Here is a 15,021-nt window from a genome sequence, read left to right on the forward strand (position 1 = left end):
GTTCCGGGCGGCGCGCCGCCGCCCGGAATACCGTCCGGGCGAACCGAATCCGCGCTACCCTCCCAGAACACCGGGCGACGGGGAGGTACGACCCTGGACACGCTGTGGACCTTCGTAGTACATCGGCGACATCAGCTGCTCATCGACTCCTACCTGCACGTGTCGGCAGTGGTGCAGTCGGTGCTGCTCGCGACGGTCGTCGCGGTGCTGATCGGCATCCTGGTGCACCGCAGCCCGCTCGGCTCCTCGATCGCGACGGCCGTGGCGAGCGCCATCCTCACGGTGCCGTCGTTCGCGCTGCTCGGCCTGCTGATCCCGATACTCGGCCTCGGTGTCGCCCCGACGATCACCGCGCTGGTGCTCTACGCCCTGCTGCCGATCCTGCGCAACACGATCATCGGCCTGTCCTCGGTAGATCCCGCGGTCACCGACGCGGCCCGCGGCGTCGGCATGAATCGGCTGCGAATACTGACCGCCATCGAACTCCCCCTCGCCTGGCCCGCGGTCTTGGCGGGCATGCGGGTCAGCACGCAGCTGATCATGGGCATTCTCGCCATCGCCGCCTACGCCAAGGGGCCGGGACTCGGCAACCTCATCTTCTCCGGGCTCGCCCGCCTCGGTAGCCCGAACGCGGTGCCGCAGGCCCTGGTCGGCACGGTGCTGATCGTTGTCCTCGCGCTCGTACTGGACGGGATCTACGTCCTCGTCGGACGTCTCACCACCTCGAGGGGAATCCGTGACTGACACCGAAACCCGTTCCGGCGCCATCCCATCGGCGGTGTCCGGCGAGGAGATCGTGCTCGACGGCGTCACCAAACACTATCCAGGCCAGCGCGATCCGGCCGTCGACCAGGTGTCGATGACCATCCCGGCCGGCGAAATCGTCGTGCTCGTCGGGCCTTCCGGCTGCGGCAAGACCACCACCATGCGGATGATCAACCGGCTGATCGAGCCCACCGCAGGCACCATCACCATCGGCGGGCGCGACGCCGCGTCGATGAACCCCGACCAGCTGCGCCGCGGCATCGGCTACTCGATCCAGCAGGCCGGACTGTTCCCGCACATGACGGTCGCCAAGAATGTCGCGACGGTGCCCGGCCTGATCGGCTGGGACCGTAAGAAGATCGCTGCCCGTACCGACGAGATGCTGGATCTGGTCGGCCTCGACCCCGACACCTATCGCGATCGCTACCCCCGGCAGCTGTCGGGCGGCCAGCAGCAACGCGTCGGGGTCGCCCGCGCGCTGGCCGCCGACCCGCCGGTGCTGCTGATGGACGAGCCGTTCGGCGCGGTCGATCCGATCACCCGCGGCCTGCTGCAAGACGAATTGCTGCGGCTGCAAGGCGAATTGGGCAAGACCATCGTCTTCGTCACCCACGACTTCACCGAGGCGGTGAAGCTCGGCGACCGAATCGCGGTGCTGGGCAACCAGTCCCGCATCCTGCAGTACGACACCCCGGCGGCGATTCTCGCCGATCCCGCGGACGAGACGGTCGCGGGCTTCGTCGGCGCGGACGCGTCGCTCAAACAACTCACCCTCACCCGGGTGAGCGATGTCGAACTGGGGCAGTGTCCGACCGCCACGGAAGACGAGCCGGCCGAGGTGTTGCGCACCGCGCTGGCCGGGCGGGACTGGCCATGGGCGCTGGTGCTCGACCAGCAACGGCGACCGCTGCGCTGGGTATCGTCCGAGCACCTGGCGCACGCGAACTCGTTGCGCGGCACCGGATCAGCCATCGGCGAACCGCTGTCGCTGCGGTCGACCCTGCAGGACGCGCTGGAGGCCCTGCTCGCCGATCAGACGGCGAACGCGGTGGTCACCGGCAAACGCGGCGAGTACGTCGGGCTGATCACCATCGACACGCTGGTCGCGCACCTGTCGGCGATGCGCGCCGAGCACGGCTCCGGCCGCCCCGCACCGGGTGCCGCGCCGTGACGGCGGCCACGGGTACACCACCCGCGACCTCCGCGTCGGCCACCCAGCGCCGCGCCGAACGCCTCAGGCTGCTCATCCAACCGGTGATCGTGCTGCTGCTCACCGCGGGCGTGCTGGTGTGGGCCTTCGCCAGGGACCTGACCACCACCCAGCAAGCCAGTCTCAATGCCCGCAATATCGCGACCGTCACCTGGCAGCACGTGCTGATCACGGCGACCGTCGTCTTGATCGTCGTCGTGGTCGCCGTGCCGCTCGGCACCCTGCTCACCCGGCCCGGATACCGCCGTCTGGCACCGTTTTTCGTCGGCATCGCCAATATCGGCGCGGCCGCGCCCGCCGTCGGCCTCATCGTGCTGTGCTATCTCGCCACCCGCACCACCGGCTTCTGGATCGGCGTCGCGCCGATCGCGTTCTATTCGCTGCTTCCGGTGCTGCGCAACACCATCCTCGGCTATCAGCAGGTCGATCCGACCCTCACCGACGCCGGGCGCGGGCAGGGCATGTCGGCGGCAACGGTGTTGCGCCGCATCGAGTTCCCGCTGGCCGTGCCTTATATCCTGGCCGGCCTGCGCACCTCGCTGGTGCTGGCGGTGGGCACCGCGACGCTGTCCTTCCTGGTGAGCGCCGGTGGTCTCGGCATCCTCATCGACACCGGTTACAAGCTGCGCGACAACGTCACGCTGGTGGTCGGCGCGGTGCTCGCGGTCGCGCTGGCCCTGCTGGTCGATTGGCTCGGCGCGCTCGCCGAGCAGTTTCTCGGGCCGAGGGGGTTGAAGTGAACCGCTGGTGGCGTGGCCTCGCGGTGGCGGCCGGGCTGCTGCTGGTGGCGGGCTGCGGACTGGAATCCGGTGGCGCGGTGCCCCTTCGGGTGGGGCCGGGCAGCATCGGTCCGGTGCCCGAACTCGAAGGAGCCCGAATCATCGTGGGGTCCAAGGACTTCACCGAGCAGAACATCCTCGGCTACCTCATCGAGTTCGCCATGTCGGCGGCGGGCGCCGAGGTGCGTGACCTGACGAACATCCAGGGCTCCAACAGTCTGCGCGACGCCCAGTTGCATGGTCAGATCGATGTCGCCTACGACTACACCGGCACCGGGTGGATCAACTACCTCGGCAAGGAGACGCCGATCCCGGATGAGGTCGGCCAGTTCGAGGCGGTCCGCGCGGCCGACCTCGCCGCGCACGGCATGGTGTGGACCGCGATGGCGCCGATGAACAACACCTATGCGCTGGTGACCAGCTCGCGTACCGCCGAGGAGACCGGGGTCAGGACGCTGTCGGACTACGCGGCGTTGATCGCGAAAGACCCTGCCGCCGCGGCCACCTGCGTCGGCACCGAGTTCAACGTGCGCCAAGACGGATTCCCCGGCCTGGCCCGCAAGTACAACATCGACACGGGCAAGGTGCGTAAGCAGATCGTGCAGGACGCCGTGGTCTATCAGGCCACCGCCGACGCCAAACAGTGCCGGTTCGGCTCGGTCGCCGCGACCGACGGCCGTATCCCCGCGCTGAATCTCGTGCTGCTGCAAGACGATCAAGGCTTCTTCCCGAAATACAATGCGGCGCTGGTGATGCGGAAGTCCTTCGCCGACGCGCACCCCCAGGTCGCCACCGTTCTGGCGCCTATCTCTCAGCGCCTCACCAACGAGGAGATCACCGAGCTGAATCGTCAGGTCGACGTGGAGGGCAGGGAGCCCGCCGAGGTCGCCCGCGACTGGATGGTCGCGCAGGGGTTCGTCACCGCTCGGTGATCTGACCGCCGGCCGCAGCGGACGGGCATCCGGTCCTCAGGCTTGCGGGTCACGCCCCAGGTAGCGCAGCAGTTGAGCGACCGCGGTGTCCTCGGGCGCACCCTCGACGATCGCGGCGTAGGCACCCCACTGGCGCAGCGGCTCAACGATTTCCGCCTCTTCACCACTGCCGGGCGCGGGGTGTCCGGTGCGCGCGGCGGTGAGCAGATGACCGGCCAATTCGTCGGTCAGCGGTGACGGCTGGCCGGTGGCGATCGCGATGTCCCAGGCGTGCACCGCGGCGTCGAGCGCGCCCATCACGGCGGCGACCGGGGTGGCGAGTGCGCCGTGCGGCAGCGGCGTCGGTACGGATTCGGTGCCGTCGGCGACGGTGGCCCAGGCGGCGGCGGTCTGCTCGATCGCGTCGGCGACCAGCACGGCAGGCGCGCCGTCGATGTGGCCGGACGGCGCGAAGGGGTTCTCGGACGGGCCGCCGCCGATGCCGAGGGCCGCGGCGTAGGCGAGCTGATCGCCCGCGGCGTGCTGCACCACCTGCGTCACATTCCACTCCGAGCACGGGGTCGGCAGCTGCCACTGGTCGTCGCGGACGCCGGCGACCACGGTTGCCAGGGCGCGGTAGGACTCGGCGAGCACGGCGCGCCAGACGGGGTTCAGGGTGGCGATGGCGGTGTTGGTGGCGTTCATGTCCGGGCCTTTCGAGTGGGTGTTCCTTGCTTCTGACATGAGCTTATGAGTCCATTAGGCTGGTATCGTTCCTAATTTTCCGGAGGCTAGATGTGACGCCGACCACAGTGCGCGTACTGCGTTTGCTGGCGCTCTTACAGGACCGCGCCCACACCGGCCGGGAACTGGCCGAGCGGCTGGACATCACCGATCGCACCCTGCGCAACGACATCCAGCGCCTGCGCGAACTCGGTTATCCCGTGCAGGCGCAACGCGGCGCGATCGGCGGCTACCGGCTCGGTCGCGGCACCACCATGCCGCCGCTGCTGCTGGACGACGACGAGGCGGTGGCCGTCGCGGTGGCCGTCGGGCTGGCCGAGGACGGCGCCACCGGGATCGCGGATATCAGCGACAACGTCACTCGCGCCTTGGCCAAACTGGACCAGATCCTGCCGAAACGCTTGCAGCGCAAGGTGATCGCGCTCCGCGAAGCCACCGCCATCGGACCGGCCACCACCGGCTCCAGGGAACCGGATGCACCGGTCCCCGCCGCGGTCCTGACCGCGTTGGCCGGCGCGATCCGCGACGGGGCGACGGTTTTCATCGACCAGATCGATCCGGAGCAGCGTGCGGAAGTCGAGCCTTATCGACTCATCAACTGGCAGCGCCGCTGGTACCTGGTCGCCTACCGTCTCGAAACCCATTCCTGGAGTGCGATTCCCGTCGCCAGAATCCAGCAGGCGAGCCCAGGCAGCCGCCGCTTCGCCGCCCGCGCCCTGCCCGACGACGACCTGGTCGCCTTCGTCATGCGGCACATCGCCAGCACCGGCTGGAAGGTACACGCGCGGGTCACCGTCCTGGCCCCCGCCGAAACCGTCATCGCCCGCATCAATCCCGCCGTCGGTGTCGTGGAAGCCGTGGACGCCGACACCTGCGTGCTGCTGACCGGCGCCGACGCCCTGGAAACCATCGCCATCTACCTCAGCATGCTGATGATGGACTTCCGCGTCGACGGTCCGCCCGAGCTGGTCGCCCACATCCGCACCCTGGCCCGCCGCTACACCGAAGCCACCGCGCCCTAGCCGTGCCGGTTGGGCTTACCCGGCCGCCGAATTCGGGCGGGTACGGACACAGCATGGTGCGGTGCCAGCGCTCGAGCGGGCGGCCCTGGCGCAACTGACCGGAAACAGCGGAGGCCGACCCGAGCGAACTCGGGCCGGCCTCGATTCCGTTCGGGTCAGGCGTGTCCCACCGTCGCCGCCGCATCCGGCGCCTTGCGCATCGGGATCAGCGTGGTCAGCACGATCGCGACCACGGCGGCCGCGGTGGCGATGAGGAAGGTGGTGTGGAATCCGTCGCGGGACGGGAACACGTGCACGCCGAGCTGCATGGTCATGTGCGCGAGCACGACGCTCATCACCGCCGACGAGGTGGACGTACCGACGGACCGCATGAGCGAGTTGAGGCCGTTCGCCGCCGCGGTCTCGGTGATCGGCACCGCACCCATGATCAGCGCGGGCATCGCGGCGTAGGCGAGGCCGACGCCGGCGGCGACGATCATCGAGGCCAGCATGATCTCCCAGACGCTGTTCATCAGCACCACGGCGCACAGGTAGCCCGCCGCGATCACCGCGGAGCCGAGCGCCAGCGTGATCTTCGGACCACGGGCCGCCGAAAGCTTCGCCGACACCGGCGAGAGCAAGATCATCACGAAACCGGTTGGCGCCAGCGCCAATCCGGCGTTGACCATGCTCAGGCCGAAGCCGTAGCCGGTCTGCTCGGGAGCCATCAGCAACTGCGGGAAGGTCAGCGACATGCCGTACAGCGCGAAGCCGACCGCGATCGAGGCCACGTTGGTGAACAGCACCCGCGGCCGCGCCGAGACCCGCAGGTCGACCAGCGGCGCGCCCTGACGCAGCTCGAACCAGCCCCAGCCGAGGAACACCACCAGCGACACCGCGAACAGGATCAGGGTGGTCGGGCTGCCCCAGCCCCAGTCCGCACCCTTGGTGATCGGTATCAGCAGCGCCAGCAGTGCGATCGAAAGGCCCAGCGCGCCACCGAAATCGAACCGGGACGGGGTGCGCACCGGCGATTCCGGCACGAACACGAAGACCAGGACGGCACAGACCAGGCCGAGGCCCGCCGCGGTCCAGAACAGCATGTGCCAGTCCGCGTTCTGCGCGATCACCGCGGCGAGCGGCAGGCCGAGTGCACCGCCGACGCCGAGCGTCGCGCTCATGATCGCCATCGCCGAACCCACCTTCTCGGCGGGCAGCTCGTCGCGCATGATGCTGATGCCCAGCGGGATCGCGCCGACCGCCGCACCCTGCAGCGAGCGCCCGATGATCTCGGGAACCAACGAGGAGAAGGTCGCACAGACCACCGAACCGGCGACCAGCGAGAGCAGGTTGGCGAACAGCACCCGTCGCTTGCCGAACATGTCGCCGAGGCGACCGCTGATCGGCGTCGCCACCGCACCGGCGAGCAGGGTCGCGGTGACCACCCAGGAGGCGTTGGACGCCGAGGTGTTCAGCAGGTCGGGCAGCGTCGGAATGATCGGGATGACCAGCGTCTGCATCAGCGAGACGACGACACCGACCATACCGAGGGTCGCGATGAGCACGGCAGGCACCGGGCGCCGTCGGTCATCGGTATCGGAGGCGGTCGAAGACGCGTCGGCAGCAACAGTCACGAATGTGCACGCTACACACGATGTGTATCGTGCACAATTTGATATCGTCGTGACGAACACGACATAGTGAGCGCCATGTCCGAATCCGGTCCCGCCGACAACGCGGCCCTCACCCGCCTGGTCTTCGAGCTGACCCTGCTCGCCCGGCACTTCCCCGCGTCGCTGCTGCGTCGCCCCGGCTTCCAGCTGGACCGCTCGGCCTTCCTCATCCTCACCAGGCTGGAGTTCGACACCGCCCTGAGCCTGCGCGAGCTGTCCGAAGCCTTCCAACTCGACATCTCCACCATCAACCGCCAGGTCGCCGCGATGCTCAAGCAAGGACTGGTCGACCGCGTCCCCGACCCCGACGGCGGCATCGCCCGCAAAATCCAAGCCAGCAGCAAAGGTCTCGAAATACTGGCCGCCGACCGCCGCCAAAGCCGCGACGGCATCGGCACGGTCGTCGCTGACTGGGACGACACCGACGTCGACCAGCTGAGCAGACTGATCGCCCGATTCAACCAGTCCGTCGAACACATCGAAGACAACCCGTGGCCGCGGCCACCAGAGGTCCGGTAGTCGATCTTTTTCGTGGAATCGACCGCGCGAGAGAAGGTTTCGCGATTCAAGCGGCCGCGGCGTAGATACCGGGGGTGATGCCGTAGCAGCGGCGGAACCAGCGGGTGAGGTGGGCTTGGTCGGCGAAGCCGGATTCGGTGGCGGCGCGCGCGACGGGGTGGCCCGCGGCGATCAGGCGGCGGGCGGCGCGGAGGCGGAGCAGACGTTGGTAATCGCTCGGAGACATGCCGTAATTGGCGCGGAAGGCGCGGTAGAGCGCGAAGCGGCTGCAGCCGCTGGCATCGGCTAGATCGTCCATAGAGAGGGGGTCTAGGTAGCGGTCGTCGAGGACGGCGCGGACGCGGCGGGCGATGTCGGCGCTCGCGCCGCCGTGCAGGGTGGCCGACGAGTTCACCAGGGGCCGGCGCGCACCGCGACGCACCATGGCGGCGACCGACGCGGCCAGCGCCTCGTCCGCGGCCAGCTCGGTGGCGGGTTGAATCAGGCTGGCGCACAGGCGATGCAGCGCCGACGACAACAGCGGGTCGGGCAGCACCGGGTCGGCGAAGAGCGGCAGGCCGGTGGGGCGTCCGGTCTGATCGGACAGCAGGTCGGTGATCAACTCGGTGCCGATGTGCACGATCGAGTAGGTGAAACCGAGCTCGGTGGTGCTGTGACCGTCGTGCGGCTCGTCCGGGTTGAACGCCATCACCATGCCCGCCGCGCTGACCCGCGACGCACCGCGGCAATCGAAGCTCTGCGCGCCGAACTCGGTGAGCCCGAACGAATAGGTCTCATGGCTGTGCGGGTGGTAGACGTGCCGCTCGAAGTGCGCGTGCATCACCTCCACCGGGCGGTGCGCCATCCGCCGGTACGTCACCCACTCCTGCTCGGCCACCGGACCATTGTCGCCGCACCAGCGTTCAATACCGCGCACCGGTCTGGGAGCCAGGATCGCCACCGTGCGTATTCGACTCTTGCTTGTGCTGGTCATGGCGTTGTGGGGGAGCGCGTTCGCCTCCTCGAAGCTGGCGGTGCACGACGTGCCGCACGCGGTCGCCGGGTTCCTGCGCTTCTTGCTGGGCACCGTGGTGCTGGTGATCGTGCTGCGGCTGCCCCGGCTGCCCGCGAAGGAGGCGACCCGCGTCGCCGGGCTCGGCCTGATCGGCGTCTTCGGCTACAACGTTCTGTTCTTCCTCGGCCTCTCCCTCGCACCCGCGGCTGACGGCAGCGTGATCGTGCCGATGACCGCGCCGGTCATCACCGTCGCCGTCCTGGCCGTGCGCTCGCGCACGCGTCCGTCCGGTGCGCGCGCACTCGGCCTTGCCGCCGCGGTGACCGGTGGCGTCGTCTTCTTCGCCGGCATCCCGTCGTCCGGCGGGAACCGGCTGCTCGGCGATCTTGTCTTTCTGGGCGCCGCAGCCTGCTGGGCCTGCTACACCATGCTCGGCGCGCCGATCCTGACTCGCCTCGCCGCACCGACCGTCACCGTTTACGCGTCCGCGGCGGGCACGATGGCACTCGGCGTGTTCGCCGCACCGGCGCTGCCGGACGTCGCGTGGTCCGAGCTCGGTCTCGAATTCTGGCTCAACCAGGCCTATCTCGGGGTGTTGCCGACCGCGCTGGCGTATGTCCTCTACTACCGCGCCGTCGGGCAGGTCGGGCCGGCCACCGCCGCGACCGCGATGTTCCTGGTGCCCGCATTCGGATTAGCCTGCGCCTGGGTTGTGCTCGGTGAAACGATCGCGCCGGTGCAAGGACTCGGGGCGGCGCTGATGTTCGTCGGCGCGTGGCTGAACACGCGTAAGGAAACGCCGCGCGCAGCGACCCCGCCGCCCGTCCAGCCTGTTGCGCTGAGTTCCTGACCAGCACACTGTGATCCGCGCCTTTGCCGGTCGCGGCGGCGACACCGCGCTAGGCTCGGCGGCTGGGTCGGACCCGACGTCTTGGGAGGCGCTTCGATTCACACCAAACAACACGCGTGGTGGGACAACTACCTCGTCGCCCTGCTGGGACTCGTCCTCGCGGCCGGATTCGCCATCGCGGCGATCGCCGCGGCCTCGGGCGGGGCCTACCCGGCGGCGATCGCGCTCGCGGCACTGGCGGTCCCGTTCGCGATTCCCACCATCGTGCAAGTCCTCGGCGAACTACTCATCTACCTGCTGATTCCGATCGCATTGGTCGGATTCGTCCTGTTCCTACCGATTCTCGCCGTCAGCCCGGCGGCGCGAAATTGGGCGCGACGGCGGTGGCGGGACCGCTGACGCCATTGGCCGACGAAGATCACATCGACCGTTCGTCAGCCGTCCGTAGAGTTGTCGGCATCCAGCTTTTTGCCGCGTAACCGAAGGACGGAGGCCGCGGTGTGAGCGAGCGTCAGCGAGTGAACCAAAAGGCACAGTGCGCCCTCGCGCACGGCGGAGTCGAGCGTCAGCGAGGCGCGGTCGTGAGCGAGCGTCAGCGAGTGAACCGAAGGCACAGTGCGCCCTCGCGCACGGCGGAGTCGAGCGTCAGCGAGACGTTGCCGTGAGCGGGCATCTGCGCGGGAACGGCAGGCACAGCGCATCCCCGCGCACGGTTGAGTTGCTCACCAGCGAGGCACACGCGTGACCGGCGGCAGGGCCCGGGCCTGGGACTTACGCGGGATCGCGTGGTGGCTGCCCGGACTGACGGTGATCGTGGCGGGTGTTCTGCTGTACTCGCCCTTCGGTGTCTCGCTCATCGCGGGGCGGGTGGTTGTCGCGGTCGCGATGCTGGTGCTCGGTGGGTCGGCCGCCGCGCGGTGGTGGTGGGTGCGGAGCGGCAATAAGCTGCCGGACCGCGAATCCGCTGAGTACGTGCGCGCTGAACGGTTGCTAGGCGTCGAGGCAGTGGTCGCTATCGGGTTCGGTGCGCTCGGTATCGCCGCACTGACCATGTCGGTGTCGACCTCGTTGATCTGGGTCGGCGTGTGCTGGATCGGACTCGGCGTCTGTGGGCTGATGGCCGGTGCGCGCCGCGACGATGTACTCGTCGCTTCGGCGGCGTTCGCGGGCTGGCAGGTGCTCGCGGGCGTGATCCTCGCGACGCTGCCGTTTCGGACCGGTTTGGATTTCACTGCCTGGACGATCGTCACGCTGTTGATAACCGGTGTGGCGATGGTGGTCCGCGGTGTCCGGCTCACTGCTCCGCTGCCCCGCGCGAGCACGTTGCGCTGGTGGCGGCCCGCCGCCGTGAGCGTGCAGTTGATCGTGCTGGCGGTGGCGGTCGGCTGGTACGGAACGGTCGTCACGCAGGCCGCCCGACAGGACGCCGAGCAAACCCGGCTGGATGCCTTTTACCAGGTGCCACAAGGTATTTCACCCGGCCCACCCGGCGCTGTGATCCGTTCGGCGTCGATGTCGCTACCCGGCGTGCACGGACACGGCCAGCGCATCCTCTATTGGTCGCAGGACCGGCACGGCACTCCGACGGTGTCGTCCGGCATGATCTGGACGCCGCTCACCGACGGCACCGACCGACCCATCCTGAACTTCGCGCACGGCACCGTCAGCCTCGGCGCCGAATGCGCGCCGAGCAGGCAGTCGCAGATCGCCTCGTCGATGCCCTGGCTGAACGACGCGCTCGACCGCGGCTGGGTGGTCGCCGCCAGCGACTACGCCGGCGCCGCGGGCACCGGCGACGGCGAGCACTACCTCGTCGCCACCGACCAGGGCCGCGACGCCGTGAACGCCGCCCGCGCCGCCCGCAACCTGCGCGACACGCACGCGGGCACCGACATGCTGATCTACGGAGTCTCGCAGGGCGGCCTCATCTCCCTGGCCGCCGCCGCCCAATCGCCCACCTACGCACCCGAACTCCACCTGGTCGCCGACGCCGCCACCGCGCCCGCCTCCGACATCGCCGGCATCCTCCGCGAGAGTCCACCGCAACTCCTCAACGGCTGGGCCGTCACCCCCTTCCTCACCACCCAGTACGCCAAGGCGTACCCCCACCTCGACCCCAACGCACTGCTCACCCCGGAGGCCGCCGCGCGTAACCAGGAAATGGCGGCGGCCGGTTGCGCCGCAACACCTTTCGCGGCACTTTTTGCGCGCCTCACCGTCGTCCCCGGCATGGGCGACTACTTCAACGGCGATCCACTCGCCGATCCCGCCTGGCGCCGCGCCTTCGAAGAAAACCGCGCCCCCGACATGCCGGCCGGCATCCCCGTCTACCTGGCCCAGGGCCTCGACGACACCCTCGTCCCGCCGAAATTCACCGCCGCCCTCGTCGACCGCTACTGCACCGCAGGCACCCCCGTGACCACGCAGTGGAACCCCGGCGTCGGCCACGACAACGCCAACGAAAAAGCCGTCGCGCCCCGAGTCATCCAATGGTTCGCCGACCGCCTCACCAACACACCCACCCCCAACAACTGCGGCCAACCCTTACCCGCCACGCTCACCAGCACTGGTCACTAGCAGAGCTACCGCGCAGTGCGTTTTTACGGACGTGCCCGGTTCCGAATCCGCGCTGACTCGGCGCGCGCCCGCCCTGGCGTGGATGCCGACTATCTGAGCCCGATCGTCGGTGAGCGCGGTGAACCACGCTGTGGCGCAGTGCTTCCGCGCGCCGGTGTCGCCTGTATCCGCCGCAAGGATCATCCGGGCCCGCACCGCGCCACGCGCTGATCAGGCCACGTAGGGGCGTTCGGCGCGGGCCGAGCGGAGGGCGGCTCCCCACCAGACGAGTTGGTCGAGGAGTTGGTCGGCGGCCACGGCCGGGGGCTTCGGGTCCGCGGGTTTGCCTGTCGCGTCGAACAGTTGGGCGGCCCCGTGGAAACTCACGGTGTCGCGGACGGTGACGGCATGGAGTTCGGCGAACACGTGGCGGAGGTGTTCGACGGCGCGCAGGCCGCCGGAAACGCCTCCGTAGCAGACGAATCCGATCGGTTTGGCCTGCCACTGGGTGTAGTGATCATCGATCGCACTCTTGAGGGGCGCCGGGTAGCTGTGGTTGTACTCGGGGGTCACGATGACGAACCCGTCGGCGGCATCCAGACGGGCACCGATGGACTGCGCCGCGCGAGTGACTGCGGAGCTCGACATATGTTGGGGCAGTTCGTCTTCCGCCAAATCGATGAGATCGATCGCGACGTCGGCACGTTGTTCGGCATGCTCGACGAACCAGTTGGCGACCGTGGGACCGAACCGCCCCGGTCGGGTGCTTCCCACGATCACTGCGAGCTGAACCGGATTTTCCGCCATGACAATTCCTTTCGACGTGTGCAGGTGACGACTGCAAGCGTCGAACATCAACAATGGTTCAGGTCAAGTCGGCACGTCGGCGACCGCTCGCATATCGGCTTGGGCCGACTACTGGGGCAGGCAGCGAAGGAGCAGATCACGAATCTGGTCCCGAGTCGGCGGCGCCGCACTTGCCATGCCGCGCAACGTAATTCCCTGCACGGTGTCGGCGAGCAGAGTGGCGGTGAGCTGATCGGTGTAGTGGGCATACATCGTGCGAGTCGCCCCGATGAAGCGGTCGGCGATCGGCCGCAGCGCGGGGCGTCGAATAGCCGCGGCATACAGCTCGAGCTGAACAGTCGTGAGGGTGCGCTCGGTGGTGAAGCATCCGATGAGCGCGTCCGCCGTCTGGTCGATGACATCGGTGATCGTCAGGTCGGGATTGCTCGATGGGATGGCCGCCATGATCGCGGCATAGTCGGCCACGCAGATTTCCAGCGCCGCTTGGAGCAGGTCTTCCTTGTCCTTGTAGTGGTACGTGGTGCCGGCGATCGGAACATCCGCCGCCTCGGCGACCGCCCGATGCGTGAGCCCCTCCACGCCACGTTCGCCGATGACCTGGATCGCGGCTTCCGCGATGCGTCGGCGGCGGTTCGGGTCGAACCGTCGGCGCCGGACAGGCTTGGCCTCGACGGCTGGTTCCTCGACCACTGCGCCTCCATCAGAGCTTTTTCTGCGGGTAGATGACCTTTAGGGTACATATGTACCTAATGCGAGACGCGTCACAACCCCTGTTGCAATGCCCGCGTCTTAAGGTACAAATGTACTCAACGAGATTTGCTCGACATTCGCCCAGCGGCGCGAGCGCCCTGATGATGCCGCCGTTCGCGACCAGCCCCTCCGCACAGCTCGGCAACGCACGGAAAGCGATGGTGAACTGCCATGACAAACACCGCCCTACCCACCGGCACGGTCTCCTCCTACGCGTTCTGGGCCGACGATGGCCGAGCCGTCGCCGAGTTCACCGCCCCGAACTGGCCCGCCGACGAACTCCCCTTCCACCTCGACCTCGCCTTCCCCGACGTCGCGGCAGCCGAGCAACGCCTCCTCGCTCTCGGCGCAACCAAACCCGACCACCAGTTCGGCGGCGATAACTGGACCGTCCTACTCGACCCCTCCGGTCAACCGTTCTGCATCAGCTAGACGGAGGCGTGACACCCTCCGAAATCCCAACCCACAGAAGGAGTCCCCCATGAAAGCAACCGGCGTAGCCCCCTGCTTAGGCGTCGCGGACACCACCGCATCCGTCGCCTTCTACGAAAGCCTCGGCTTCGAAGCCGCCCCCGGCAGCGACAACCCCGAGGACGACATCCGCATGCTCACTTGGCAAGGCAACTTCGCCTTCATGGTCTACAACGCAGAAAACCTGCGCCAATGGCTCCCCCAACTCGCAAATTTCCCCACCGGCGCCTTCGGCATGTTCTACCTGGCCGTCAAAGACCACGAAGCCTTCACCACCAAAATCCGCCCCCTCGTCAACGTGATCAAAGAACACACCGAACACGGCATGAAACTGTTCTACTTCCAAGACGCCGACGGCTACATCATCGGCGTATCCGAAGAACGCGAGTGGTGACCCCGCCCCGGTTCCACCGGGCCTGCATCGTCTCAGCAACCACTATTACATGGGACGAAGAATAGGATCGATCCGGTTCAGCAGGCTGATCAGTTCTGTTGCCCCACGCTTGATTTCGGCGTCCGGGTCGCAGGTCAACGTCGAGCAGATTCGTATCGCCGCATCTCGTTCGTCGGCAAACACGCCATACACGTCGTTCAAAGCCGTTCCGATCCATTCGGACTGCGTGCCATCCGCGCCAGCGAACGAGGCGGCGACTATCCCCAGTCCCGCAACATCTTTCCGACGCAGCAGCGCCTCCGCCGTGACCACGGTTACGAACGTGTCGTCGGCATCCAGTACCAGCGAAGCCAACACCTCTCGCGCATCGACCCTTTCGGCGAACGCGGCCAAACCATGACCGGCATCAGCCCGATCACGAACATCCGCGCTACGCGCAAGCTCGATCAACGCGGCTACTACCGCAGCCCTTGCTTGTTCGCTCATCCCACCTCCGCAAACAGCGTCGAGCCCCAGGTAAGCAGAACGATAGCGACCATGACCACATTCATTGCAGAGTGAAGGGAACGGAGGAGGTAGGTACGGCCGCTCGAGAAA

At 68.0% G+C, this 15,021-nt stretch carries 17 protein-coding genes; 11 read left to right on the top strand and 6 right to left on the bottom strand.

The window, feature by feature from the left end; genetic code table 11:
* The first annotated feature begins 93 nt into the window (after window positions 1–93).
* The 4 genes from ACIHA7_RS03150 to ACIHA7_RS03165 are packed head-to-tail and all read left to right on the top strand — an operon-like array spanning window position 94 to window position 3,686.
* A complete protein-coding gene (locus tag ACIHA7_RS03150; RefSeq protein WP_397286478.1) occupies window positions 94–744 on the top strand; it encodes an ABC transporter permease in 651 nt (216 codons plus the stop codon).
* Window positions 737–1,936 (top strand): ABC transporter ATP-binding protein, encoded by a 1,200-nt coding sequence (locus ACIHA7_RS03155; RefSeq protein WP_397285011.1) that lies wholly within the window; start codon window positions 737–739, stop codon window positions 1,934–1,936. The genes ACIHA7_RS03150 and ACIHA7_RS03155 overlap by 8 nt, the downstream gene beginning before the upstream one ends.
* Window positions 1,933–2,715 carry an ABC transporter permease gene (locus ACIHA7_RS03160; RefSeq protein WP_397285013.1) on the top strand — a complete coding sequence of 261 codons (783 nt, stop codon included), beginning with the start codon at window positions 1,933–1,935 and terminating at the stop codon, window positions 2,713–2,715. The genes ACIHA7_RS03155 and ACIHA7_RS03160 overlap by 4 nt, the downstream gene beginning before the upstream one ends.
* Window positions 2,712–3,686, top strand: a complete 975-nt coding sequence (locus ACIHA7_RS03165; protein ID WP_397285015.1) for a glycine betaine ABC transporter substrate-binding protein — start codon at window positions 2,712–2,714, stop codon at window positions 3,684–3,686. Before ACIHA7_RS03160 ends, ACIHA7_RS03165 begins: the two co-directional genes overlap by 4 nt.
* A gap of 36 nt (window positions 3,687–3,722) precedes the next feature.
* On the opposite strand, the gene ACIHA7_RS03170 is transcribed toward ACIHA7_RS03165, so the two are convergent.
* Entirely contained in the window at window positions 3,723–4,370 is a 648-nt protein-coding gene (locus tag ACIHA7_RS03170; RefSeq protein ID WP_397285017.1) for a TIGR03086 family metal-binding protein, read from the bottom strand.
* A 92-nt stretch (window positions 4,371–4,462) separates the two neighbouring features.
* Between ACIHA7_RS03170 and ACIHA7_RS03175 the strand changes: the two genes are divergently transcribed.
* Complete coding sequence (locus ACIHA7_RS03175; protein ID WP_397285019.1) at window positions 4,463–5,431, top strand: helix-turn-helix transcriptional regulator; 969 nt, start codon at window positions 4,463–4,465, stop codon at window positions 5,429–5,431.
* A gap of 155 nt (window positions 5,432–5,586) precedes the next feature.
* On the opposite strand, the gene ACIHA7_RS03180 is transcribed toward ACIHA7_RS03175, so the two are convergent.
* Window positions 5,587–7,044 (bottom strand): MFS transporter, encoded by a 1,458-nt coding sequence (locus ACIHA7_RS03180; protein WP_397285021.1) that lies wholly within the window; start codon window positions 7,042–7,044, stop codon window positions 5,587–5,589.
* 75 nt (window positions 7,045–7,119) lie between these two features.
* Here ACIHA7_RS03180 and ACIHA7_RS03185 point away from each other — a divergent pair, with 75 nt between their 5' ends.
* Complete coding sequence (locus ACIHA7_RS03185) at window positions 7,120–7,602, top strand: MarR family winged helix-turn-helix transcriptional regulator (RefSeq protein WP_397285022.1); 483 nt, start codon at window positions 7,120–7,122, stop codon at window positions 7,600–7,602.
* A 46-nt stretch (window positions 7,603–7,648) separates the two neighbouring features.
* Here ACIHA7_RS03185 and ACIHA7_RS03190 read toward each other — a convergent pair whose 3' ends face one another.
* On the bottom strand, window positions 7,649–8,479 hold the full coding sequence (locus tag ACIHA7_RS03190) for an AraC family transcriptional regulator (RefSeq protein ID WP_397285024.1): 831 nt from the start codon (window positions 8,477–8,479) through the stop codon (window positions 7,649–7,651).
* Between the two features lie 64 nt (window positions 8,480–8,543).
* Here ACIHA7_RS03190 and ACIHA7_RS03195 point away from each other — a divergent pair, with 64 nt between their 5' ends.
* The 3 genes from ACIHA7_RS03195 (at window position 8,544) to ACIHA7_RS03205 (ending at window position 12,023) form a co-directional block, all read left to right on the top strand.
* On the top strand, window positions 8,544–9,446 hold the full coding sequence (locus ACIHA7_RS03195) for a DMT family transporter (RefSeq protein ID WP_397285027.1): 903 nt from the start codon (window positions 8,544–8,546) through the stop codon (window positions 9,444–9,446).
* Window positions 9,447–9,527: 81 nt separating this feature from the next.
* Complete coding sequence (locus tag ACIHA7_RS03200) at window positions 9,528–9,845, top strand: hypothetical protein (RefSeq protein WP_397285029.1); 318 nt, start codon at window positions 9,528–9,530, stop codon at window positions 9,843–9,845.
* 342 nt (window positions 9,846–10,187) lie between these two features.
* Complete coding sequence (locus tag ACIHA7_RS03205; protein WP_397285031.1) at window positions 10,188–12,023, top strand: lipase family protein; 1,836 nt, start codon at window positions 10,188–10,190, stop codon at window positions 12,021–12,023.
* Window positions 12,024–12,233: 210 nt separating this feature from the next.
* Here ACIHA7_RS03205 and ACIHA7_RS03210 read toward each other — a convergent pair whose 3' ends face one another.
* Together ACIHA7_RS03210 and ACIHA7_RS03215 are read right to left on the bottom strand one after the other, a co-directional pair.
* Entirely contained in the window at window positions 12,234–12,809 is a 576-nt protein-coding gene (locus ACIHA7_RS03210; RefSeq protein WP_397285033.1) for an NADPH-dependent FMN reductase, read from the bottom strand.
* A 108-nt stretch (window positions 12,810–12,917) separates the two neighbouring features.
* A complete protein-coding gene (locus ACIHA7_RS03215) occupies window positions 12,918–13,499 on the bottom strand; it encodes a TetR/AcrR family transcriptional regulator (RefSeq protein WP_397285035.1) in 582 nt (193 codons plus the stop codon).
* A gap of 231 nt (window positions 13,500–13,730) precedes the next feature.
* Here ACIHA7_RS03215 and ACIHA7_RS03220 point away from each other — a divergent pair, with 231 nt between their 5' ends.
* Both ACIHA7_RS03220 and ACIHA7_RS03225 read left to right on the top strand, forming a co-directional pair.
* Entirely contained in the window at window positions 13,731–13,991 is a 261-nt protein-coding gene (locus ACIHA7_RS03220; RefSeq protein ID WP_397285037.1) for a VOC family protein, read from the top strand.
* 49 nt (window positions 13,992–14,040) lie between these two features.
* Entirely contained in the window at window positions 14,041–14,424 is a 384-nt protein-coding gene (locus tag ACIHA7_RS03225; RefSeq protein ID WP_397285039.1) for a hypothetical protein, read from the top strand.
* A gap of 45 nt (window positions 14,425–14,469) precedes the next feature.
* Here ACIHA7_RS03225 and ACIHA7_RS03230 read toward each other — a convergent pair whose 3' ends face one another.
* A complete protein-coding gene (locus ACIHA7_RS03230; RefSeq protein ID WP_397285041.1) occupies window positions 14,470–14,910 on the bottom strand; it encodes a hypothetical protein in 441 nt (146 codons plus the stop codon).
* Between the last annotated feature and the right edge of the window lie 111 nt (window positions 14,911–15,021).

The sequence above is a fragment of the Nocardia sp. NPDC052316 genome, assembly GCF_044547795.1.
Classification (GTDB): Bacteria; Actinomycetota; Actinomycetes; order Mycobacteriales; family Mycobacteriaceae; genus Nocardia.

Excerpts from the sequence above, each read along its gene's own strand:
- ACIHA7_RS03210 (WP_397285033.1), bottom strand. The coding sequence starts at position 12,809 with ATGGCGGAAAATCCGGTTCAGCTCGCAGTGATCGTGGGAAGCACCCGA.
- ACIHA7_RS03185 (WP_397285022.1), top strand. The coding sequence starts at position 7,120 with ATGTCCGAATCCGGTCCCGCCGACAACGCGGCCCTCACCCGCCTGGTC.
- ACIHA7_RS03225 (WP_397285039.1), top strand. The coding sequence starts at position 14,041 with ATGAAAGCAACCGGCGTAGCCCCCTGCTTAGGCGTCGCGGACACCACC.
- ACIHA7_RS03230 (WP_397285041.1), bottom strand. The coding sequence starts at position 14,910 with ATGAGCGAACAAGCAAGGGCTGCGGTAGTAGCCGCGTTGATCGAGCTT.
- ACIHA7_RS03220 (WP_397285037.1), top strand. The coding sequence starts at position 13,731 with ATGACAAACACCGCCCTACCCACCGGCACGGTCTCCTCCTACGCGTTC.
- ACIHA7_RS03170 (WP_397285017.1), bottom strand. The coding sequence starts at position 4,370 with ATGAACGCCACCAACACCGCCATCGCCACCCTGAACCCCGTCTGGCGC.